General features: G+C 57.4%; 17 protein-coding genes and 1 pseudogene. All 18 read right to left on the bottom strand.

Features of this window, described 5'->3' with window-relative positions; all coding sequences use genetic code 11:
• Positions 1-22: 22 nt before the first annotated feature.
• Entirely contained in the window at positions 23-1,876 is a 1,854-nt protein-coding gene (locus H3S97_RS07640; RefSeq protein WP_045935108.1) for a ribonuclease J, read from the bottom strand.
• Positions 1,877-1,938: 62 nt separating this feature from the next.
• The gene (dapA, locus tag H3S97_RS07635) at positions 1,939-2,850 is read right to left on the bottom strand and encodes a 4-hydroxy-tetrahydrodipicolinate synthase (protein ID WP_198186852.1); all 912 of its coding nucleotides are present in this window, start codon (positions 2,848-2,850) and stop codon (positions 1,939-1,941) included.
• A gap of 237 nt (positions 2,851-3,087) precedes the next feature.
• Positions 3,088-3,867, bottom strand: a complete 780-nt coding sequence (locus tag H3S97_RS07630) for a hypothetical protein (RefSeq protein ID WP_198186851.1) — start codon at positions 3,865-3,867, stop codon at positions 3,088-3,090.
• 320 nt (positions 3,868-4,187) lie between these two features.
• Positions 4,188-4,988 carry a hypothetical protein gene (locus H3S97_RS07625; protein WP_198220170.1) on the bottom strand — a complete coding sequence of 267 codons (801 nt, stop codon included), beginning with the start codon at positions 4,986-4,988 and terminating at the stop codon, positions 4,188-4,190.
• A gap of 535 nt (positions 4,989-5,523) precedes the next feature.
• A pseudogene (locus H3S97_RS08515) lies at positions 5,524-5,647 on the bottom strand (4-hydroxy-tetrahydrodipicolinate synthase); the annotation flags it as partial.
• A 90-nt stretch (positions 5,648-5,737) separates the two neighbouring features.
• Positions 5,738-6,970, bottom strand: coding sequence for an FHA domain-containing protein (locus tag H3S97_RS07620; RefSeq protein ID WP_198186846.1), 1,233 nt, complete (start codon positions 6,968-6,970; stop codon positions 5,738-5,740).
• Positions 6,971-7,043: 73 nt separating this feature from the next.
• Positions 7,044-7,484, bottom strand: coding sequence for a YbjN domain-containing protein (locus H3S97_RS07615; protein WP_198220169.1), 441 nt, complete (start codon positions 7,482-7,484; stop codon positions 7,044-7,046).
• Between the two features lie 3 nt (positions 7,485-7,487).
• Complete coding sequence (locus H3S97_RS07610) at positions 7,488-7,889, bottom strand: hypothetical protein (protein WP_198186844.1); 402 nt, start codon at positions 7,887-7,889, stop codon at positions 7,488-7,490.
• A 181-nt stretch (positions 7,890-8,070) separates the two neighbouring features.
• Positions 8,071-8,640, bottom strand: coding sequence for a DUF805 domain-containing protein (locus H3S97_RS07605; protein ID WP_198186843.1), 570 nt, complete (start codon positions 8,638-8,640; stop codon positions 8,071-8,073).
• Between the two features lie 110 nt (positions 8,641-8,750).
• Positions 8,751-9,560, bottom strand: a complete 810-nt coding sequence (locus H3S97_RS07600; RefSeq protein WP_198220167.1) for a hypothetical protein — start codon at positions 9,558-9,560, stop codon at positions 8,751-8,753.
• Between the two features lie 12 nt (positions 9,561-9,572).
• A complete protein-coding gene (locus H3S97_RS07595; protein ID WP_198186840.1) occupies positions 9,573-11,120 on the bottom strand; it encodes a WXG100 family type VII secretion target in 1,548 nt (515 codons plus the stop codon).
• Positions 11,117-11,737, bottom strand: a complete 621-nt coding sequence (locus H3S97_RS07590; protein ID WP_198186839.1) for a hypothetical protein — start codon at positions 11,735-11,737, stop codon at positions 11,117-11,119. The genes H3S97_RS07595 and H3S97_RS07590 overlap by 4 nt, the downstream gene beginning before the upstream one ends.
• A gap of 45 nt (positions 11,738-11,782) precedes the next feature.
• Complete coding sequence (locus H3S97_RS07585) at positions 11,783-12,064, bottom strand: hypothetical protein (protein ID WP_198186838.1); 282 nt, start codon at positions 12,062-12,064, stop codon at positions 11,783-11,785.
• Positions 12,057-12,572 (bottom strand): FHA domain-containing protein, encoded by a 516-nt coding sequence (locus H3S97_RS08510; protein ID WP_198186837.1) that lies wholly within the window; start codon positions 12,570-12,572, stop codon positions 12,057-12,059. The genes H3S97_RS07585 and H3S97_RS08510 overlap by 8 nt, the downstream gene beginning before the upstream one ends.
• Positions 12,569-16,708, bottom strand: a complete 4,140-nt coding sequence (locus H3S97_RS07575) for an FtsK/SpoIIIE domain-containing protein (RefSeq protein ID WP_232356371.1) — start codon at positions 16,706-16,708, stop codon at positions 12,569-12,571. Before H3S97_RS07575 ends, H3S97_RS08510 begins: the two co-directional genes overlap by 4 nt.
• Before the next feature lie 435 nt (positions 16,709-17,143).
• On the bottom strand, positions 17,144-22,537 hold the full coding sequence (locus H3S97_RS07570) for an Ig-like domain-containing protein (RefSeq protein WP_198220165.1): 5,394 nt from the start codon (positions 22,535-22,537) through the stop codon (positions 17,144-17,146).
• A complete protein-coding gene (locus H3S97_RS07565) occupies positions 22,473-22,916 on the bottom strand; it encodes a hypothetical protein (RefSeq protein ID WP_198220164.1) in 444 nt (147 codons plus the stop codon). Before H3S97_RS07565 ends, H3S97_RS07570 begins: the two co-directional genes overlap by 65 nt.
• Complete coding sequence (locus H3S97_RS07560; RefSeq protein ID WP_198220163.1) at positions 22,913-24,646, bottom strand: serine/threonine protein kinase; 1,734 nt, start codon at positions 24,644-24,646, stop codon at positions 22,913-22,915. Before H3S97_RS07560 ends, H3S97_RS07565 begins: the two co-directional genes overlap by 4 nt.
• Positions 24,647-24,695 lie beyond the last annotated feature (49 nt).

Raw genomic sequence — 24,695 nt, 5'->3', positions numbered from 1 at the left:
TTCAGTATGCAGGCAGCGGCGATCAGTCCTGCGGCTGCACGTCGGTGGCGATGTCGGCCACCACGGGCACGATCATGGGCCGGCGGTGCAGCTTGCGGGAGATCCAGCCGCCCAGGGTGCGGCGCATCATCTGCTGGAGCTGGTAGGTGCCGGTGGTCCCCTTGGACATGGCATCCTCAAGCTGATCAACTATCTGGGAGTTGATGGACTTGAACTCGCTCTCGTCCTCGGCCACGGCGTTCAGGTAGAGCTTGGGGCCGGAGACGACCTTGCTGGTCTCGGTGTCGACCACGGCGAAGGCGGAGACGAAGCCCTCGGTGCCCAGAATCCGGCGCTGCTCCAGCTCGTCGTCGGTCAGCTGACCCACCGAGTCGCCGTCCACATAGACGTATCCGCAAGGCACGGATCCGACCACGGCGGCCTGGCCGTGGTAGAGATCAACCACGTCGCCGTCCTCGGCCAGGACCACATTCTGCGGATCCACGCCGGTCTTGACGGCAATCAGGCCGTTGGCCACCAAATGCCGGTTCTCGCCGTGGATGGGCATGGCGCACTTGGGCTGCACGATGTTATAGAAATGCAGTAGCTCGCCCTCATCGGAGTGGCCGGAGACGTGGATGGCTGCGTTGTCTCGATTGACCACCTTGGCGCCCAGACGCACCAGCTTGTTGATGACCTTGTAGACCTCGTGCTCGTTGCCGGGAATCAGTGAGCTGGCCAGGATGACCGTGTCGAACTCATTGATGGTGATGTCACGATGGGTCCCGTCGGCGATGCGGCCCAGAGCCGCCATGGGCTCGCCCTGGGATCCGGTGCACATGTAGACGATCTTCTCGTCGGGAATGCTGTGGGCATCCTTGAGGTCGACCACGGTGTCCTCGGGCAGGTGAAGGTAGCCCAGGTCGGAGGCGATGGACATGTTGCGGACCATGGACCGGCCAGCGAAGACCACCTTGCGACCGAACTTGTGGGCGGCGTCGACAACCTGCTGCACCCGGTGGACGTGGCTGGAGAAGGAGGCCACGATGATCTTGCGCTGAGCCTCGGCGAAGGCCTTGTCCAAGGCGGGGGCGATGGAGATCTCGGGCTTGACGAAGCCGGGAACCTCGGCGTTGGTGGAATCGACCATGAGCAGGTCCACACCGGACTCACCCAGCTTGGCGAACTCCCGCAGGTCAGTTAGACGATGGTCCAAAGGCAACGGGTCGATCTTCATGTCGCCGGTGTCGATGATGTGACCCGCCGGAGTGCGCACCGAGACGGCCAGGGCGTCAGGAATGGAATGGGTGACCGCCACGAACTCCAGGCTGAAGGGGCCCACCTTGAGCTTGTCGCGGCCCTTGACCTCAACCTCGGTGGGCTTGAGATGATGCTCCTCACACTTGGCATCCACGAACCCCAGGGTCAGCTTGGAGCCAATCAGGGGGATATCAGGACGCAGCTTGAGCAGATAGGGCACGCCGCCGATATGATCCTCATGCCCATGGGTCAGCACCAGGGCATCCACCTGATCCAGCTTGTCCTTGATATAACTGAAGTCGGGCAGAATCAGGTCCACGCCCGGCTGCTCCTCCTCCGGGAAGAGCACACCGCAGTCAATCAGCAGAATGTGTCCGTTGTACTCGATCACATTCATGTTCCGGCCAATCTCCCCCAAGCCACCAAGGGGGACAATACGCATAGAGCCCTTACGGTACTTGGGGGGCGCCACCAGACGCTGCTCGGTCTGGGTGCCCTTGCCGCGGGCAATGGCGCCGTTGCGGCGGCTGCGGGATTCACCCCGGGACCTGCCAGACCCCTGCTTGCCGTTCTTGGAGGAGGACCGACGATTTCTGCTCTTGCCGGTCGTGTTTGATTCTTCTTGTTTTCTTGCCATTCTCACTTGTGTTTCTATCATCTGTGCCCCTGCCTGATACAGGGACGACGCTTGGTTGCTTGTCAGGAACGCATCAGCCCTGCGGCCTTCATGCCTTTCTCGGCTTGGGTCAGCTGGTCCTTGCCAGGCCCAAGATTAGGGAGTCTCATCGTCGTGCTGTCCAAGACGCCGGCCACTTTCAAAGCGGCCTTGGCCATGACCGCCTGCTGCCCTTGGCCGTTCAGAGCCTGGACCAGCGGGTCCAGACGCAAGGCCAGATCCCTTGCGCCGTCCAGGTCGCCAGCATCGAAGTCGTCGGCCAGGCGCCTCATGGGTCCGGACGCCACATGGGCAATCACCGAAATGACACCGACCGCACCCAGGGCCAGGAAAGGCAGAAAAAGCCCGTCATCACCCGAGTACCAGGTCAGGCCGGTCTCCCGACGTTTGCGAGGCACGGAAGCCAAGTCACCCGTAGCATCCTTGACGGCCTCCACATGCGGCAATTCGGCAAGACGACGGTAGGTATCCACAGTCACGTGCAACCCAGTGCGGCCAGGTACATCGTAGAGCACGATAGGACGATCCGCAGACCGGCAGACGGACCTGAAATGCGCTACAACCCCATCCTGGGAGGGCCGCGAATAGTACGGCATGACCACCAACAGGGCATCCGCCCCGGCTTCCTGGGTCATCTCGGCCATGCGTACCGTGTGCGCCGTATCATTGGAGCCTGCTCCAGAGATGACGGGCACATCGACGGCATCCTTGACGGCTCGTACCAAATCGACTTTCTCTTCCATGTGGGTGGCCGGAGATTCACCGGTGGTGCCGTTGACCAGCAACCCATCCGCCCCATCAGCCACAAGCCTGCGGGCCAGTTTGCCAGCGGCCTCAAAATCCACGGACCCGTCATGGTTCATGGGGGTGACCATGGCCGGCACGACCCGCCCGAACGGGGCCTTATCCAATAGATGGGTTTGAAGCTCAGACATACTTCAACGCTACTTGCAGACGGGGACTCATCACCTTCGCGACACCCCCCCACTGTCAGTCTTGGACAAGTAACGTGCGCCGAACCTCCATGAACCCTGCCCAAATCAACAAGAGGGGAAAGAGACGGTCCCCAGCAGCATAAGCCAGATGGCAGGGCCGGCCAGGCCACCCTGCTGCCTCCCACGCTGCGCGTTCGATCCGTGCCTATAAGCAGAGAGCAGCATCCCGGGGCAAGCTCATTGTTGGTCCTGCACGGCGGTGCTGCCGCGTGCCAGGGCGGCCACCAGGGTCATCAGGTCGAAGATCAGCGCCCAGGCCGCCAGCCACTCGAAGGAGGCGTCACGGTCGTCGCCCGCGCAATAGTCGATTGCCCACAGGTCCTGCAGAAACCACAAGGCGCCCGTCGCGCCCACCGCCACGCACCAGGGCAGACACGACAAGGGGGAACCCCCGGACAACAGGCACAGCATCCACGACGGCAGCACACACGACGCAGCCGAAGCCGCCCACGCCGCCACACGGCCACGCACCAGATCCGACACGAACCGCAGCCAGGTCACCCCGGCCACCACCAGCACAGCCACCGACACGAACACCCAGCGCATCACCCCCGGACGCTCGCCAGTCATCGCACCGAACATCACCCCCCAGCAGGGCATCGTCGGCATCGTCAGCGCTAGGCACCAGAACCCCGGACGCCCCCCACGGCTCTCGAACCGGCCCAAAAACCACCACATCGCAAAAACCGAGAACAGGCCCGCCAAGCAGAACTGCACAAAACGGTCGCGCATCCACTGCTCATCCCCGTACAGGAACGCCCAGCCCGGCACAAACCCCGCCAGAAAGGCCGCCCCGTACACCGCCAGCTTGCGCACCACGCCGGCACGCGAAAAGGCACGCTCACCCGCAGGCGCATGACGCGCGCACCCCGCCACCCGCGACATGATCGAAGACGCGCTCTGCAGCCAGGACTTCCCTGCAGGAAGCCGCAATGAACCGGAAACACCACCAGCCATCACACACCATCCTCCCGCTCAAAGCATCGAATCCGCCACTCGACCCGCCAGAGCGTTGATTCCGTTCTTATATCAGTGTCGTTCATGCAGGCCTCTTCCCATCCCGCATCGCCGGAGTTCGTCCTACTCCTGCACAAGCACGGACCCCCAAGACCCGGCCAACGACGAGAAGGGCTTCGAATAACCAAGGCCCTCAGACACCAGCGTCTTCCACCCGACACCGCCTTTATCCTGATTATAGACTTGCCGCTTCAAGGCATCGACATCGTCTTTGACCACGGAGGAAACGGACGGGTCCAGCCCGGCCTGGGCATCCGGGGTCATCGGCTGGCATCGTCGTCATCATTGGAGGCTCCCAGGAGGGAGGCGATCAGCACAATCAGATCGAACACCAGCGCCCAGGCCGCCAGCCACTCGAAGGCCGCGTCACGATGCGTGCCCGCGCACTTCCCGATCGCCCACATGTCCAACACGAACCACAAGGCGCCCACGACACCCACCACGCAGCACCAGAACAAGGACACGCCAGCCGACCCCGTCACCTTGGCCAGCATCCAGGACGGCACCACGCACAACACCACCATCGCCGCCCACGACAAGAACCCGTTGCGCACCAGCCGCATCACCAACGGAAACAGCGACACCCCAACAACCACCAACACAGCCACCGACACGAGAATCCACCGGAACACGCCACCGGAATAGCGGGCGCCGGAACCCGATATGACGCCGAACCCCGGAGCGCACGGAAGCGACAACACCACAAACCAAGGCCCCGGACGCCCCTTCCCATCCTCATACCGCCCCAACAGGACAACCACAGCAAGTCCGGAAAGCACAGCAAGCAGCAACCCTTGGCCTATCCAGGTGCGCACCCAATCCTGGTCCTGGTCAAACAGGAGGAACCAGCCGCAGGCGAACGCGGCCACATAGGTCAACGCGTACAGCACCGTCTTCCACAGGACCCCACCCAGGGAGAACTCACGGGCGCCGGGCCGCGCATGCGGGATGCTCCCGACCACACGAGACATCACCGACGACAGGACGAACGCATCAACCCGATCCCCAGCGCCATCCGACACCCCGCCGACACCAACACCCCCGCCGCTCGACTCAGACATCACCACAACCCACCCTTCGTCCTACACCTTCGCTAGCACGGGACCCAAGACCCGGCTATAGGCGAGAAAGGCTTCATATAGGCACGGCCCTCAGACACCAACGTCTTCCGCCCGACACCGCCTTTATTCTGATTATAGTCCTGACACTTCAAGGCATTTACAGCCTCTTTGACCACGGAAACGGGTTCCGCAGGCAGCGGTCCCGTACAGAGGGTCTTCCCGCATCGCGGGAAACGAGTTTCAACCCCCTCGTTGTCGAACGTCGCATATATATAAAGACCGGCAGCTTTTGCAGATGACCACACTCCGCGCCCGAATCCCTTCATGAACAGCAGGGGCATGCCCGTATGCTTGGGTGAAGCCGCCACCAAGGACTTGGCCCCCTCCGCCCTTTTCGAAACCGGCAGGTTCCCTGTCTGGTCACCCTCCAATCCATCCGCAATGACATCCAAGCCGGGGACCTCGGCGTTGGTGGAATCGACCATGAGCAGGTCCACGCCCGGCTGCTCCTCCTCCGGGAAAGCCACGAACAGCAGGGCACAGCCACCAGCAGCGCATCCGCCCCTGCCTCCTGGATCATCTCCACCATACGCACCGTATGCGCCGTGTCATTGGAACGCATCCGAAATCACCGGCACATCGACAGCATCCACGACGGCACCACACGCGACATGGCCGAAGACGCGCTCTCCAGCCAGGACCCCCCCCCCCCACAGGAAGCCGCAAGGAGCCGGAAACACCAACAGCCATCACACACCACTTCCCAGGCCAGAGGATGGGGAACCGCTCCACGATCCCGTCGCCCCTTCCCGGTCAAGCTCCTCGATTATGAAGTCGGAATCAGCAAGAGAGAAGGCGCCCGAGGGGCCGACAGGCGCAGTTTCACCAGGGGCGAGCAGACGGCCGGACACCCTGGTTCCATTGGAGGAATGCCGGTCTGTTATCTCGAACCCGCCACCAGGAAGGCGGCGGATTTGGGCATGTATCCTGCTGACGTTCATGTTGCCGCCCATATGGATGTCAGCCTGGGCGGATCTGCCTATGGTGGCCGTATTCTGGCTGCAATTCACCCGGTATCCATCTCGGATTCTGGTGACACGGAAGCGGGGCCTCCTACTCATGTTGAGGCTGGCCGGCCCCTCATCGCCGGAAACGCCGGAGGTTTCACCCGCCCCGCATATATCCCGGTCTGGATGAGGGGACATACCCAGAACGGTGCCCCCATCATTGCCCCTATCCGAAAGTCGAATTCCCGGATTGCCATCCGATTCCAGAGACCGATCCCCAGAGGGAGCCTCCGTGGTAGCTCCCTCCTCCGGCAGCTTGAGAATCGTTTCCGAGTAGTACTCATCCTCATCGCCATGGGATTCACCCGCATGGTCCCCGGTTGGATCCGCGCCGGATGGGCCCGTCCCGGCACCAACCTGGCTCCGAGCTTCAGAGCCCGAGGACTCGACGCTGGCGCCATCACCCCCCGGCAGGGTCCGGAATCTGCCTGCCGGGAGGATTGATGCCAGCATGGCATGGTAGGCTTCCGCATCGAACTCCTTGCTTGTTTGCACGAACGCCTCAACCGACCGAGACCACTCCGGATGCCCAAAAGTGCCAGTATCGACCTTGCTGAGTCTGAAAAGCAGGGACAGGGGACTGGCATCGAAGCGGGGCCCATCGATGATGGGAACCTGTATCATTCGCGGAACCGTGTCATCACCAGCAAAGTACAGATAATCTTGATGCCAGAGCACCGTCTGCAGAACTGCGCGCTCCTCTGCGCACACCTGCGCCACATCCCCTATGGCCTGCAAGACCCCGGCATACCGATCAGCGGCCATGCCATGCCGCAGAACACGGTCCAGGGATGTGGCTCCGGTCAAATCATAGTAGAACCTGGCTTCTCGCAAATCCCCCTCATAAGTGAAAGGAAGCAGGTAATCCACATACCTTCCCGAAAGCAGAACCTGAGCCAGCGCCAGGTCAGGCATTTCACCCCGGGTGGGTTTTACCGCCAGCGTACATGCCCCGGCAGCACGGTCACGCCTAACCCTGCACTTCACCCTAGCTCATCCTTATCTTCGACAGCTGCCCTTGGGCAAAGCCAAGGAAACCGTCCGACCCCGCCATGGCATACTTCATCAGGCGATCGAACTGATCATCATCCATGCCGCCCTGGCAGTTCACCACGAATACCGTGCGGAAGACCAGGCCTTCCTCGGAACTTTGCAAATAGGCAGCCGGCCCCTCATAGTCCCGGTTCCAGGCATTACAGACATCCTCAAACAACTCACGCTGGCCATTCGGATGGCTGCCCTTCTCAGTCCCACGAACCACCAGATACTCTTGATGCTCGCCATCCATAGCGAATGTGAGCATGATATTGGCCCACATTCCAATCCAGGCATGCTCATAATACTCGACATGGAAATCCTGCTGATCCATCCACCGCTTGATCCGGTCATCATCGACGACGGCAGCCGGTCCTACATCACGCTGTGTCACTATTCAGCCTCTCTTTCCATAGGGCCCGCTGGGGATACGTATGGGATCCGGGTATTGCTCGCCCAACCAGGCATAGAAGGCCTGCACGGTATTCAGCGAATCATCCAGCCTTGCCCCGAAGACATCCTCTCGTTCATCCCACATAATCTGGCCGACACTGAAAACCCGCACGGCTCTGTCTTCCTCCACCGAGGGTTCGCTGGCATAGGCCTTGGTCCAGGCCGCAACGCTGTTCCATTCATTGCAGACATCGGCGGCATCGCGGTACCGGGCCGAGCTGAACCCGCGGCTCCACAGACTCCTGAAACTGATGGAGTCCAGACCAGCCGTCAGCGTATACAGCACCTCACCCTCGAGCAGGGTGGCCAGAACCGACTCGCCGCCGGCATCAATGAAAACGGGCACGCCCCTCTGGCCGAGCATCTTAGCAAGGCGGGCAAGAGGGGCCGGGAGCCCTTCCGACAATTTCTCGCTCAGTGTCGGCAAGCCGCCCATCGTCGATTCTGGTTTTGTATCAGTGCCGTTCATGTTGGTCTCTTTCCATCTCGCATTGTCGGGGTTCGTCCTTCCCTCTTACAGCAGGGGGTCACTGTCCGTTCGGGTCCACTGGGTACTGCGCCGTGCCAGTCTGACTCGTACCTAAGCTCCCGTTATCGACAACTGGATGACGACGACGCGAGGGGACGCACATGATGACCAGCCGGATGACCACGGCCAGAAGGAGGATGACGATCCCCAGGGGCGAAGGGGAGGACGGGTCCAGCCCTTCCAAGGCATCCGACACCATCGAACCGACAACCAGACCAAAGCCCACCACAATCAGCACGTAGAGGACGAGCGCCAGCCACCCCGACAGGGCCAGATCATGCAGACGCCGCACCGTCAGGGCATACATAGGCACCAGCATCGCCAGGGAGAACAGCGCCGGTATGACGACCAAGGGACCAGAAGAGAACACGCGGGTCAGGCAGGTGTCCATGAACGAGACGAACAGGGAGAAAACCCACATCTCCTTGCGGCAGGAACGCCCCTTCCCCCTAGCGTACAGGTAGAAGGGCCGTTGCAGGCACTCCTGCAAGGTAGCATCGTACATGGGCTCGTACCCCTTCATCACATCCACGCGACGCGGCCTCTTCGAGAACAGGGCACTGGCCATAATCCTCACCTTTCCTTTCTTCATAAACCCGTCCCGACGGTCCGCCGGGACGGGACAACCGATATCGGCATCAACCCGAGCACACCCATGGCGCAGCCCGCCGTCCGGCATCATCGGCTGGCATCGTCGTCATCTTTGGAGGCTCCCAGGAGGGAGGCGATCAGCATGATCAGATCGAACACCAGCGCCCAGGCCGCCAGCCACTCGAAAGCCGCATCACGATGCGTGCCCGCACACTTCCCGATCGCCCACATGTCCAGCACGAACCACAAGGCGCCAACAACGCCCACCACACAGCACCAGAACAAGGACGCGCCAGCCGACCCCGTCACCCTGGCCAGCATCCAGGACGGCACCACACACAACACCACCATCGCCGCCCACGACAAGAACCCGTTACGCACCAGCCGCATCACCACCGGAAACACCAACACCCCGACAACCACCAACACCGACACCGACACGAGAATCCACCGGAACACGCCACCAGAGGTGCGACCGGCAGCCCCAAATACGACGCCGAACCCCGGAGCGAACGGAAAAGACAACACCACAAACCAAGGCCCCGGACACCCCTTCCCATCCTCATACCGCCCCAACAGGAAAGCCACAGCGAATATGGAAAACAAACCAAGCAAACCAGAGTAAGCTATCAAGGCGCGTACCCGATCCTGGCTGTCGTCGATTAGGAGGAGCCAGCCGCAGGCGACCCCGGCCACATAGGTCAGCCCGTACAGCACCGTCTTCCACAGGACCCCACCCAAGGAGAACTCACGGGCGCCAGGCCGCGCATGCGGGACGCTCCCGACCACACGCGACATGACCGACGACAGGACAAACGCATCAACCCGATCCCCAGCGCCATCCGACACCCCGCCGGCACCAACACCCCCACAACTCGACTCAGACATCATCACCATTCACCCTTCACCCTACAGACTCGACAACACGGACCCCAAAGACCCGGCCATCGGCGAGAAAGGCTTCAAATAACCAAGGCTTTCAGACACCGACGTCCTCCACCCGGCACCGCCTTTATCCTCATTATGGACCTGACGCTTCAAGGCATCAACCTCGTCTTTAGCCACGGAACGGATTCCGTCGGTAACGGTCCCATACAGAGGGCTTTTCCGCACAGCGGCAAGCGCACCTTTCACCCCACCATTATTGAAAACAAAACACTCGACCCCGAAAGCCGCTCCTCTCGCATCGCTGGAAACGAATTTCAACCCCTCGCTGTCAAACCTGACATACGTATACAGCATTGAGTCATAGGCCTTTATGCCGACAGCTTTTGCAGATGACCACACTCCGCGCCCGAATCCCTTCAGCCACAGCAGGGGCATGCCCGTACGCTTGGGTGAAGCCGCCGCCAAGGATTTGGCCCCCTCCGCCCACTTCGAAACCGGCAGGATGCCGTTCGGTTTACCCAGCATCTTCGAAAAATGCGAAACCAGATACCCGCCCTTCCGCGTCGGGTCACCCAAAAGCCTCAGCCTTGAAAGAACCGACATGCCCTTCCCCCCGCTTTTGAATGCTTCAAGCCCTTTCGAAAGACCCTGACCCACACCTTTTAAACCAATCGCTGCTAGACCAAGAGAAGCAAAAGAAAGAGCGAGCTCCCCCCATGACTCGTCACCCTCCATAGCAGCCATAAAGTCGTTGATGAACCCAATCGCGGCGAAAGCGAAGGCAAGTATACCGATAATACCGCCGCCGCCCAGAACAAGAGCAGCAATGCCGAATATCGTGCCGCCTATCTCGGCCGCTTTGACAACAACGCTCCAGGCACTGCTGTAATATACCCTCTCCCACAAAGAAGCCGAAGGCATCTCCTCCAGAAAACCCTGCAGCGAGGACGCGGTACTCCTTGCTGTTTCACTGTACTCATCGCTCGTCGAATCCAGACGTTTCTTGGCATGCTGATACGAATCATGAGCGGAATCCACCCGACTGCGGAAAGCAGCCACACTCCGCTCAGCCCGCCGGACACGATCCAAGGTGTCATTTTCATCCGCCTTGGGAACATCCTCGCCTATCCGCTGCCTGGCACGCATCAGATGTTCAGCGACATGCGCGCTGCGTGCAGCGGCAGAAGCGTCATCAAGCCCATACTCAGCCGCTTTCCAATCCTCAACCGCCCGCCTGGCCTCTTCATACGCATTGTGAGCCTCCCCCTGGTAATACTCCATGCTTGACTTCCAGGAATTGAGAGTGGAGCATGCACCCTCCAACCCCCGGGACAGGTTCTTCATATCTTCAGGAAAATGAGACAGCTTCCTCGCATACTGGTCCGCAGCATCCCCGACAAACACCGACCCGCCCCTGCCGGGCACAATCCTGTTCAAGACAGTAACCAACGAGTCGACCGACTCTTGTTTGCCTTTCAACCTCGCAGCGCAAGCCCCAACACCATCAGGATCGCCCGGCACAGGATCAGCCGTATACCCGATTACGCTCCAGTCGACATTCAAACTCATCGCTGACCACCACCATCAATCTTCAACGACAACGTACCAGTAACCAGATCAAACAACTCAAAAAGCTGGGTTTCCACATCCGTGCAAAAAGTCTGCCCCATCACCAGCACAATACGACCGCCAAAAGGCACATACGTTTGGAAAATCGAGTATTTGACCCCCTGGGCAGCTTCCTGAGGACGCAAAACACGATGCCCCAGCACCCGCAAGGCCATACCCGCCTCCGGAATTGAGACCTGGGAAATGTCGGATTCGCTATCTCCCGACGACTCATCGTCATTCTGATGGACCGTGGCGGCAATGGCATCAAAAACGGAAACGTTCTCTTGGTTGGGAGGCGGAGGCAGAACAGACACCGTAATAGAGGCGCTCAGCAGACCATCCGTGGTGGGCGCCGCCAAGGAGGCTCCGTATCGAACACCCATAGCCCAGGATGATGTCAGCTCCTTGAAGAGGACGTCTTCAAGCTTCTTGCGGTAAATATGCAAGGCAGGAACCTGCTCAATGATTTTCATGGACTGCTCCTTGGCGTAATCCTGCCTTCCCTTGCGAGAGAAATCCATGACCTTCCAATCGGCTGGTATGTCCATGCTGAACTGTATCTTAGCCTCTTCCATAGCTGCTTCCCTCCGACCTATCTTTGAGCGCGCACGTCCGACCGCTCAATTTGCTGCCTTCTGCCCCAATTGAGAATCAAGCTCCTTAAATTGATCTATAACGTTTTGAAGCATCGAAGCGAAGTCTCCGGCTTTCTTGGAGTACTTGCCACTGGCACCTTTGAGGCGGCGCACATATGAGTCATACGCGTCAATGACCAGCTCACTGCCCAAGGCATTTTCGTCCCCCCTCACACCTGCAAAATCGTCAAGAATCTGTTTGACTTGTTCCAGACCCTGTTTGGCTTTGTCCAATTCATCATAGGAAACAACAACCCTGTCAGCCACGGTCAGCTCTCCTCTCCACCTTGGCGCTCAGCCCTCCGAACCTAATCACATCATTGTCAGCCAGAACAGTTCGCTTCTTCTCAGGCAGTTGAGCATAGGTGCCGTTCGACAGAACGAAGGTCCCGTTGGCCGATCCCAAATCCATGACCCATACCTGACCTATGGAAGTCACTCCAAACTCGAAATGCCTTCTTGATGTCTGCTGAGATGGATCATCCACCACTAAGTAAGCGTCATAGTTTTCACCAGGTTGTTTCGGCATTCTGCCAACCACGCAGCGCTGGGCACAGGGCACACGGCGGCCGTCCGAAAACACCAGGTCATATGATGAGCCATCTCCACCTGCAGGACTTTCATGAACCTGCCTTGGCGTTAGGGACCCATCATGTAAATCCCACTTGTCAACAGCTTCTTGCTGCATAATGGGCGGCAGATTAGGAATCTCCGGTATAATTCTGGCAGGCTGTGCGGTTTTAGCCAGCCCTGTTTTCTTTTTCCTGTGGCTCACGGTATATCATCGCCCTTCATATGAGGCTGGAAGGGGAAAGTCAGTTCACTTCCAGGCTCGGGAAACTGCACAGACACCGTTGTTGTTCCGAATCGTGCGAAACCCCTGCCTTGAGGCATGTCAGAGCTGAACTGCGAACGCTTTAATCTGGCTCCAATCAAATCGGCGTTCAGCATCTCTTCTGGCCTGATCAGCACGCCCTGCTTGATCTTTTTCATGGAAGACCCCCAATTCCCGAAGCCCTGGGGGAAGTCGATGATGTCTCCAGCAAAGATGCATGAGGCGTCACTCTTCGATAATGATCCGACCAGGTTCTGCATCCACTCACTGGCGGGAATCTCCTTGAGCAGCTGACAGTCATCAAACACCAGAAGATTGCCTTTGAACCCCGTTTCGGTGCTGCTTTCCAGAGCCTTCTCATCGCCATTGCGCGCGTATGGTTCAAGATTCTCCTGTGTCAGGTCCGCAGGGGTCGTGAACAAGCGCACGACTCCGGGCACCCCATCGAAACGCCTCAGGGCATTGTCCTTAGGGGCCGCGATGACCAGATGATACCCAGCGGACAACGCCATGTTGGCCAACCAAATCAGCAATGTCGTCTTGCCGCTCTGCATGCCGCCGAAGACCGGAAGAATCGGCGTTGCTACCGGATCATAGGCAATAAGATCGTTGTCCTCGCCGCCGATGCCCAAAGGCAACAAACCATTGTCCAGGGACCCGGATTCCTTGACCAAGGCGTATACCTGATCGAAGGATATCTCATCGGGCAGCTGTTCGACGTTGAAAGGCAGACGGGACCGCGAGAGGCCGGCATCCCTGCCGGTAGCCAGTGCGACACCGGCGGTGCGGATGGCCTCGGATTCCTGTTGGCCCACCTCCCCCCTGCGAATCTGCGCAATCTGAATCTCAGCATCGTCAACGGATTGGTAACCTCGCCCATCCGCCATCTTGTCGGGTACTTCCTTGGCGGGGATTCCGATTTCCGAATAGTCGGTCTTGTCGACCAGCCGCAGCATGATCTTGCTGTCTGCCAGCAGGGTCATCCGTCCGGACAGGAGGGAGCGATCGCCGGACAGGATGAAATGCACACCGACCGACGGCCCTTCCCGCATCAGGTTCTGCATGCGGGTGATCAGGGAACCGTTGTCATAGGATTCGAAGGTGGAGTTGTACCCGTCCCATGAATCCAACATGACCAGCATATGCGGCAGGGCCTCTGCCTCATGATCCTGGTCAAGCCCCCGATTGAACTCGTCAATATTGCTGTATCCGCCCTTGGAGAGCGTGGCTGACCTGGCCTTGAGCACCCTTTCGATCTTGTTCAGGAGCCGTTCGATCTTCTGCGTTTCGCTGCGCAGGGCCACAACGCCCACATTGGGCAAGGCTGTGAGAGGAGCGAGGCCGCCACTGCCGCCATCGATGCAGTAGACCTGGACCTTCGTGGGTGCATATTTTTTGCAGGCAGAGAAAGCTATGGTCCGAAGGGCCGTGGTCTTGCCGCTGCGCGACGTGCCGATGATGAAGAGGTTACCGAAGGTCGCCATATCAAGGAAAACCGTGCTTTGCTTCTGCAGTTTGGGGTAATCCCCGATGGCAAAAGGAACTCGAAGGCCCGCCTGTGCAGCACCCTCTTCGCTGTCGGGCAGATCACCCAGACCAATCTCATCGGTCAAGGCAGGCAGCCACGGCTGCCGTTGCTGGGGAATGCCCTCATCCTTGGCCACCTCGCAGATACTCTCGACCAACTTCATAAGGTCGGTTACGCTTACATCCCCCTTGTTCTCTTTCGACTTGGGACGCGCAGGAGCCGGCTGGCCGATCTGGGGAAAGGAAAGCACGCGGACAAAGGGCTTCTCTGTCTTTGTCCCAGTCTTGTCGTTCGGGTCAATATACCTGCCTCCAACCCTGGCGGATTGGAAGGGCACCAAGGAATTCGACCCGAGCCTCACCACGGCCCTACCCGGAGTGGACTTGCTGATCAGCGATGCATCCTTGGCATCGATCACATCCTGGCTTTCGCTGTCGTCCGTCATGCGCAGGGCTATACGAAGGTTGGTGTTCGCCCTGATTTCCGGCGAGACCACACCTCCGGGACGCTGAGTCGCCAGGAGAAGGTGGATGCCCAATGACCTGCCCCTTTGCGCAATGTTCACCAGGCCGGTGACAAAGTCGGGAAGCTCCCTGGCCAGGGAGGCGAACTCGTCGATAATAATCAGCAGACGGGGAATCTCCGTCAGATCAGGGCGGAGCTCCCGGAAGTCCATGTAATCGTCAAGGTCCTTGGCACCGGCAAGGGCCAGAAGATGTTCGCGGTAGTTCAGTTCCGCGCCAAGCGAGACCAGAGCCCTGGTCACCAAATGGTTGTCCAGATCCGTGACCATTCCGACCGTATGGGGGAGCTTGACGCAGTCCTTGAACGCCGCACCTCCCTTGTAATCGACAAGCACGAAGTTCAGCGATTCCGGCCTATTCGCCACGGCCAACGAAGCCACCAGGGACTGGAGCAGCTCCGACTTGCCCGAGCCGGTTGTACCGGCTATCAACCCATGGGGCCCGTCCTTGGCGATGTCAAGGCCGAAGGGGCCGTCGACCGATTCACCGATTGTGCAGAAGGTCGAGCGGGGTTGCAGGGCCCATCGGGCTTCGATCTCTTCAGGAGTCGGCGTCAGCTTCAACAGGTCCAGGAGTCTGCTCTGCGAGGGAATGGCGGACTGGCTCTCGTCAGGGCTGCCGTCCTCCAAAGGCGCGAGGGACAGCGAAAGGGCATCAAGCCATTGCTGTGTGACCAGGTCGGGCATGATGTCATTGACATCATCAGAGACATTGCTGCGGACCTTCAGCTGGCCAGCCTCCCCTGTCACCACGGTCTGGCATTCCTCAGGCAGGAGCCTCTCATCGATCTCCACGCACAGCATGTACATGCCGACAAGGGGCCCTTCCTTGAGGAGTCTGATGGTGCCAGGCATGGATCTGAGCACATGTGCATGCTCCATCACCACAACCACCGATGGCCCAGCCCACTTCTGCATGGACTGGGAATGCATCAGCTCCTTACGATCGTCCAGCATGGCGATGAGTTCCGAAATCCTCATCGCTATGTCTTCGATGCCGGTAGCCAATGTGCGTACTGCATTCTGCCCTTGCTGCGGAACCAGCTGCGGGAGCCATTGGGCGAAGGACCAATCAATCTGCGCCGGTATGGGAGCAGGCCGACCCCCTTCCTGTTGCTTTCTGGACCTGGGCGAAAGCAGATATATCGACAAGTCCCGGTCTGAGTGCAGAGCTGCCATTTGAGCGACAATCCACTGCACTGTCGGGAAGATGACTGCTTGCTCACCTGTGCACCCCAGGCATCCGGCAGCCGGCAAATTCACAACGACAGGGAAATGATGGAGCTGCCATGTCTTGACACGCTCGAATTCAAGGTTATCGGGCATTTCCATGGATACATGCGACTTGACATCTCCCGTGCCTATGCGCAATCCAAGCCATGAGTCGTCCGTGGCCCTTCTGTTCCATAGCTGTGCACTATGACTGGTGCAAAGATCAAGCAAGGCTGTAGGATCAGGGTATTCGGCCCGAACATCACTGACTTCCTCTTCAAGCGCATGCTTGGCCTGCTCCTTGATGCGGTCCCGGCTCTGCTCGTAACGTTTGACCTGCGCCTTGTATTTCTTCCTCATGCCGTTATTGCCGGAGAAATACGAAGCTATCATCATCACCGGTGACATGATGCCAAAAGCCAGATAAGAATAATTCTTCAGAATGACCGCCATGCCCACGGACATGGCAAATGGCAACAGGGTCGACAGGATCGGTATAGGGGCCTTGTCAGGACGGGTCGGGGAGCCGGGGAGCGTATATCGTCTGTTTCGTACTTCATTCCTAATCTTCGGCGGCCGGGTATACAGCCAGTGCCCCGGGCTGTCTTCCTTGTCGACCGGCACGGAATCCGGATGCCCCTTGGTCACGCTGATGATGCATTCGGGAAGCACAAGCTCCTGTCCATAGTGCAGCTCGGTCGGCTCTATCAGCTCATGCCCGTCCAGCCAGACATCGGAATGCAATTGCCGCTTGGGCCTGCGCAGGAAGCCGACTTTCACCACGGCGCCCTCGCGTATGTTTGGTACCACCATCAGACGGCCATCCGGATGAACGTCAAGAAGAAAATCAGCGCTGATCGACACTTTTTCAGGATCCATCAGGGAACTTATCCTCAAGATACCTGGAAGTACGTCATATATGGCACCTGCATTGAATCCACTGAGAAAGCGCAGCTGAACTGCTGCTGGGTCATCAGCCGGACGAACCCGCGGGTCGACAATCGTCGCTCCCTCGCACAGCAAGGAAATCCATGATCCTTCATGCAGACCTACCTGGTCAATGCTCAGACGCGGGTCCACCCGGCGCCCGTCGATACCGACATCAACCTTCCTGCCTGTTGCTCCCTCTGTGAATCCGGCCAGTGAGGGAAGCAGGTCAGCCAACGACGAGTCTCCCGGCACATCAAAGTAGGCCGTAAACCGAGCCTGCGACCGGGCATCATGAATATTGACAAGGCCTTTCATGGCTCACTGCTCCTGCCTGCCAAATGGATTGCGCCTATAGGCCATTGCCGCGTGGTGCCTGACGATCAGAGCCGCAAGGATGATGACCGCCAGCGTCATGAGAATTCCGAGGCAGATGACCAGCACAAAAAGCAATCCGTTCTCACGTATGTATTGCCACCAGTCTGAAGCGACTACCACATCCTGATAGGTAATCAAGGATATGTTGCCCGCCGCATCTTCGGTCCTGACTGTCACCGTGTGCCTATGAGCATCCGCCGGCAGATCAATGGACTGCGCGCCTCTGAGGAGCTCATCGCCAGACCACCGTCCCTGTGTCCTGCCATCCACATCAATCCGGGCGGAGCGGACTTTCATGTTATCCTTGGCATCTATGCCCACACCATGCCGTTGCCCGTAGTACACTCTGTTGGAAGCAATGCCCAGAGCTGAGACTGTTGGAGCTTGCGAATCCACTGCGAAGTTCACCGAGGCATCCCCCTTGCGCTTCGCATCCTTGTGCTGCATGGTATTCTCTGACAGATTCCCTGCTCGATCAGTGGATGTGAACATCAGGCGGTAATAGCCGTCGCCCTTAAATAACCTGGCAGGAATTTCATAGGTTCGTTTGCTCCATCCACTGTCGCTATCGTCGACAATCCGATAATCGGATCCGGGAACAGCATGGATGCTTCCGTCCTTGGCCAACCTGATGGCTGACTTACCCAGATCGATGCCGCTGACATTCAGCTCGGTGACTTCGATAGGCACCGCCTTCTTCAAATACGCACCTCTGACCGAGGACGTTCCCGCTGAAAACAGGTAGGTCGAGCCGAACCTATTAACCGAGAAGGTCTTGCTCACAGATGTGGAATTACCGGCCATGTCTTCGCTTGTTGCAGTCAGCGTGTACACATCGTCGTTTGCTACCTTGCGCTTGAAATCAGGGATATCGACCGTTCGGGTGTTATCTTCCTCATGCTCGTTCGGGTCCAAGTCCGCGGATTTGACCTTGCCCCGCCTGTCCCCGACAAGCGCATAGGTCGTTCGGCTCTGATCCATATTCGTGTCAGCGACCTGTATTCGTGGCGCTACCGTGCCCGCATAGGCTGTCTTGTCCTCCACTTTTTCGATATGAAGATCGGGCTTGGTCATATCGATGACGAATTCCGGCTCCTTCACCGCCTCCGCAGTGTTTCCCGCCAGATCAGTGGCATTGGCCTCGAGCGTGTAATGATACTCACCCTTGAACGATACCTGCTGGACCAGGGTGTACTCCTTGGGATCTCCTGCATACGACCAGCCATCACCTGAAGAAGCCGGAACCTCATGGCCGGCGTCATCCTTGGCCGATGTCGTTACCGTCGATTCCCCCCTGCTGAAATTACGCTCCACCAATTCGATGGTGGCCACTCGGGGAGCCTTATAGTACATGCCATTTTTAGAGTCATTGTTGTCGAATTTCAGTGAGAGCACCGGCCTGGTTGTATCGATGACGAATTCATCATGGAATGCAACCGCTTGGTGTTCGCCTGGGTCGGTCAACGAGGCATCGACGGTCCAATCTCCATCACTCTCACAGGCCAGCTTTGCCAGATAAGTGTGCTGATCGCCGCTTGGGTTTGAAAAATCCTTGGCGGCAAGTCGGGTCCTGCGACCATCAACATTTGATTCAACGATGATGCGCCCGCCGTCCTTCGCACTTATGAAATCAAAGTTCGACTCGTCAACAACAACGGTGGCCACCCTATTGGCCTTGTAATACTTGCCGTTTCTGACATCATTGTTGTCATAGGTCACAGTGATCTTCGGACCGGCAAGATCGAGGGCAGCCCCCGTATATCCCTGGGTATCGTTGACTATGTCGCTTCGATCGCCACCATATGAATTCAGCGCATGAGTCGATGAGGGATTGCCGGCTAAATCCTTGACGGCCATCGATGTGGTATCAAACCTGAGACGCTGGCTGTCGGCGTTCATATCGAAAGCAATGACCTCATCAGATTCGAATCGCAAGGTGGATTCAGGGGTCTGCGCATCCTTAGGGGCCAGCCAAGGGTCATACCCAAGCATAGGAGTCGCCTCATCCCCCTGGTAATCCGTAAACGACACGCTCTTCTCATCCACACCGGAAACCTGGTCTTTAACACCGTCCAAGGACACATGCAGAGGCGATGTAGGGAATATCCATTGCCATTGATGGGGGGTGGTCGCCGATAAGTGAAGACTGCCCAGCTGGGGACCCGTATAGTCAATGACGAATTTACGCTGTGCTGCAGCGAACCGGCTGCTGTCGCACTGGAGGCCAGCATAGGATAGCGTCAACTCATACACCCCCTCATGGGGACTGTTCTGGTTGGCGGAAGAACGGGGAACCCGATATCCTCGGAACACCCAGGTGTCCGGACTCGCGGAGTCAGGAACCCAGGCGTCTGGTTCGAACGACACTGCGTGGAATGGTGTCGGAGCGGCCGGACTGACGGAGCCATGGAAGAAATTCTTATTGCTCTCGTCGCCGACAGCCTGATACAGCGGGAACCACCTGTCTTTCACCTTGAAGTCGACAAGCGCTTCGCCTCTGAAGTAGTATGCAGGATTCGTGGAAGCGGGATTGGACTCGGCCTGTCTAAGTATTATCTCAGCCGTCCTCTGATTCTGAGGGTTGTCGATCACCAGGGCATCGTAGGCTTCATTGAAGCCTCCGGCATCAGGGTACTTGTTGACCAACTCGTCGAGGCTGACTTTCAGCACATTCCGCGCCCGGTCACCATCACCGCCATTGACCGGATGCTCTGCCCAATCAGCAACAGTCAGCACGATTTTCGACAGATCGTATAAACCTTCGTCTTTCAGATCGATCTTGAACCAGCCGGATTCATCCACCGGTATAGTCATGTTCCTTGCAGCAGAATCGCCTATGGCATTGCCCTGCAAATCGGTTGGAGCAGGCATGGAAATCTGGACCGTGCCATGGCAGGTGCCCGCAGCGCAATTCCCGGCAATACCTGATGCTCCCTCCTGCGAGGCTCCCGGGACTTCATCGGCACCCACCTGCTCCTTTGGCAGAAGATCCTGAACCCTGAACCGGATATGATTTTGTCCGGGACTGGTCACAATAGTCTTATGGGAACCCTTGATAGGGAATCTACGGATTATCTTCAATCCGTCACCACGCGGACCCTCAAATCCGTCTGCCACAGGAGCGCTGGTATCTATACCAAACTGAGTCCTTGAGGAAGTGAACCAAGCAGGCATAATATCCGCATTGAGCACAAAGGTGTATTTACCGTTGGTCGGATAGGACCCGCTGGCTCCATTGATCTGCTCGACACTGTCGTCACAGGCCAGACTCCACGTCCAGTTTTCGTCGCGATCCTCGGTTATGTTGGATTCCTCCACCTTGCAGGCCGTCTTGGCCTCGTTGGACCCATTCGGCAAATCATCGCGCCAATATTTCAATACGCCGACATTTCTGCGGGGATCATTGGCCAGCGTATGGAGGTAGTAGGCCAAATACTGGTCTTTGGTCTGCACTGCCAAGCGGACATCTGAATTGAAATAATACCTGTCCAGTCCACTGCCGGAGGGGGCAGGAGGCACAGCACCTGGCTTCCTGGGAGCGTCGGAGGAACGACTCGCAACCGCAATCCTGGGCTCCCCGATTGTTTCATAGCTGACATCAATCAGAAGTTTGCCAATCATTGCATTCGTGTCAGGAGACTTGGAGCGATCCGTCTGTCCACTCTTGAGGGGGAAGAGGTCATCTTCATTGCCGGCTTTATCAACGACTGTGGCCTCTATGGCGCTGAAATCGTAATATCCGGAGGATCGGAAATCCACGTCATAGTATTCGCCCTGTTCATCAGAACCTGCGGAGACAGAGTAATCACAGTCGTCATCGTTCCGAACGCCGGTGTCAGCGGAGCACTGTTTCAACGGAACCGGAGTCCGGGGATTGCCTTTACTATCGACACCGTCATAACGGTTCCCTTTCAACATGAGCCTTGCCAAGCCGGAGGCGAAGGGGTCGCTGGGACCGTCATTCCTGATTCGCTGCGGGTAGTGTTGTTCGCCATTCGAATTGACGATTGGTCTGGATGGAAGAATATCCTTGGCCCTCAGCCTGATGACGCGATCCTTGAAGGCCATGACTCCGTCGGAAACGGGGAAATCAACATCTCCAGGGTGTGATTCGAGACCGTGGGACAAATAGCTGGCTGAGGTCAGCATAGGCTTTTCAGTGTCATAAATGAATGAAAGGTAGTTGTGATCCTGCCCGGCATCCGCTGGATGCAGATAACGGGCGAGCTCCTCTTGGGGACGGGCCTCATAACGGGCATTGGAATTGTATGGCGGCCTGTTCACCTCGGCTTTACATGATTGATTGAGCACCTTCCAGACCCCTGAGTGATCTCCATGGCCCTTGTTGATTCGAGCATCTCTTTGCGAGTATGAGTCGTGGCGCCCGCAAGGAAAGCTGGCAGGAGGCAGATGATTGGGGTCATCAGCCTGGTCATGCTGAGGAATCCGACTTATGGTCATGGGAGCAAAATCAGCACTGGGATTGGCCCTCTTGTGGTTGTTGAAGGCAATGTTGACTACACGGTCCAACCACGGGTCGCGTGACGAAAGAGATACTGCGTCAACTTTTCGGAAATAGCCAGAAAGCGGGTCGGCCTTCGGAACCCCGGATACCCATAGTCTGAGGCTTCTGTCAGATGTTGAATCCACAATTATGGAATCGGGGTGTTGAGCAAAATCGATATTCTTGCCTTCGCTATCGACCGCAGCCATATCTATAGAACTGAGCGTTTCTGAAAAGTCTCCGCTGAGGCTTTCGGCATTCTCGCCCTCCTTGTCCGAAGTTAATGTATAGCTGAATTTCAGCCGACACTTGTCCAACGAATATTCCTGGCCATCATGGGAGTTGCCTCCGCCATCGGTGTAACTAAGCGTATAGGTCCGGGAAGGCTGTTGTCCCGGATCGTCGCTTTGCAGGACCGGACATGGTCCCTTGCCGGAGATACTGATGCCTTCGATTGCCAGCGAGCCATCGTTTGAAGATTGCCAATCGACACCATCCGCCGAACGCGGAGTGATAGTCAACGTAACAGAACGCGGCCCTGCGGCAATCCATGTTTTTCCGTCTGTAAGGTCATCTTCGGACTTCATCTGCCGATAAGTCATCGATACGGATATGCGGTCCTTGGCGCTCTTCTTCTCCGCCGCCAAAGCACGGGTGGGGAGCAATAGCTGCCATACGAGCAAGGTGAGACAGAACAGAACTGAAAAACTCACGATGCAGCAAAAGACCTTTATCGCCTTAGTGCTTTTTACGGACTCCACCATGGTGTCAAAACCTTTCTGCAAGCGTGGTTTGGGCCTCATCATCGCGAGCGCTTGTTTCGGCATGCTCATGGCCGATCAGAGAGGTCTGCTGCTCGTCATCATCAACCCCTGATGATTGAGCACCCATTTGCCCGGATTCCGATGATGTATCGGCCGAATGCACCACGAATTCGACCGGATGCTGGCGGGAGGAGGCGAAATCCTGGCTGTTCCCAATTCCTGGGTTGAAACTCAGATCGTCAGTCTGCAGTTGTGAGCCGGCCATTGCCCATGTACCTGCCCTGGCTGTGCGCATCTGTTCAATTTCAGTAGCCGCGCTGCGGCCAGTAAGGGCATCCCGCACCTGGCGTATATGCAGGACCCTATAGAGCACAATCGCGGCAACCACCAGAACCAGGGCAACCGCCAGAAATACCAGAGCCAGCATTCTCCAGGTCCAGGTGCTCATCGCTTATCCCCCTTGATATCCACAAAGGCGTTGTCTATAGAGGCGTGCACCCGTTTTGAGGATTCATTGGCCTCGTTTTTTCTCTCGTCAAGCAACGCAGTCGTAGGGGTTACCGAGTCGGCCAAGGAGATAGACCGATCCGCCAAGGCGTTCATCTGATTCTTGCCGATGCCATCCGCTCTGAACTTCCTTGGAAAGATCTGCAAGGCGTCCAGCGTCAGATTGGCGGCCTCCAATCGAATAACGTCATTGCTTTCATGACGGGAAGCATCCAGCAATTGTTGCAAGCGTCTTGCATACGGTTTGTATTTGCCGGCATCTGATCCCTCATTGATGAGCGGAACGATTTGCGTATTGAAATCTGCCATGCCTGCATAGATATCCGCGAGTTCAGCCTTCTTGTAGTCCTTGTTCTTGGCTGCCTCGTGCATCCAAGGAGAAGCCGCCCTGATGCGTTCCATCCTCATTGATTCCTGATCCGTCATAGCGGAGCCTGAGGCTGTTTTGGCTTCTTCAGGCACCTTGAAGTAGTACCAATACAGCTTTCCTGTTTCATAACACAATCTCGACCAGTCCTCGGAATGTTTACGCAGAGAATTGCTGTGCTCTGTGATTACAGCATTGAATGTGCGCTCCTCTTGCGAATCGAATGCACCGTCTGCCGTATACAAACTGATCAACCCGATATACGGGTCGACAGAGTCCGGTTTGATGGAGGCAGCATGGACAAAGTCGTTTTCGGCTCTAGCGCTGACCGTTGTCTGAGCGGCTTGGTCCATCCAATAACTGAAGTCACCATTGCGCGTTTTATACACCATGCCCAGCGAACATGCCGAAAGCCCAAAACAGACCGCTGAAGCAATTATGACAGCGATGAACGCACGCCATTTCCTGGTGAACGCTTGACGGTGAACCTCATCAACCTCCTTGTAATGTCTCAATGCATAAGCCATCTGAGCACAGTTCTGGAATCTTGCCTCAGGGTTTGTCTGAGTCGCGACAGATATGATCTCTTCAAGGCCAGCAGACAAAGAGGGAACGATGTCCCGGATTGGTTTGAACGATCCAGAACGCGGGTGTACGCCTGTCAGCAGGTTGTATAGTGTCGCACCCAAAGCATAAATGTCGGTGCGCTGATCCACGTGACCTGTCTCACTGAATTGCTCGGGAGCACCATAACCTTGCGTGCCCAACTGTCTGTCGTCCCCGATCAGTGAGGACCGGTCATCATCAGCTCCCATTTCAATGGCAATGCCAAAATCTATCAGTTTGATGGCTCCGTTTGGGGTGACCATCACGTTCGATGGCTTCATATCGCGGTATATGACCGGGGGCTTCCGGCTGTGCAGGTAGTTAAGTGCATCGCATAGCTGGATGCCCCAATCAGCTACACGGTCTTCAGGCTGGGGTCCCTCGTTTTTAAGGATATCCGCGAGCGTCCGGCCCTCCACATAGTCCATGACGACATACAGCGTGCCATGGTCATCAATCAAATCAACGATCCGAGGAATAGCCGGATGGTCCAAGCGCTTGATCATATTGGCTTCAACAGTGATGCTCTTGATGATCATGTCCCGCTTCACAGGATCGGTTACCTGTCTGATCTCCTTGACAGCCCATTGCTTGTTCAATGATGTATCCAATGCAAGATAGACGGTGGACATTCCGCCCCTGCCTATCTGCGTTAAGATACGATATCTCCCGCCGATTACCGTATTCTCAGCAGCCACATCTCTCCCCAGCTATTGCATGTATTTTGAGTAATTGACTAACTTCGTG

The sequence above is a fragment of the Bifidobacterium choladohabitans genome (assembly GCF_016102005.1).
In the GTDB taxonomy this organism is placed as follows: domain Bacteria; phylum Actinomycetota; class Actinomycetes; order Actinomycetales; family Bifidobacteriaceae; genus Bombiscardovia; species Bombiscardovia choladohabitans.
The sequence above is the reverse complement of the archived record's forward strand: the minus strand, read 5'-3'. Positions and strand labels throughout refer to the sequence as shown.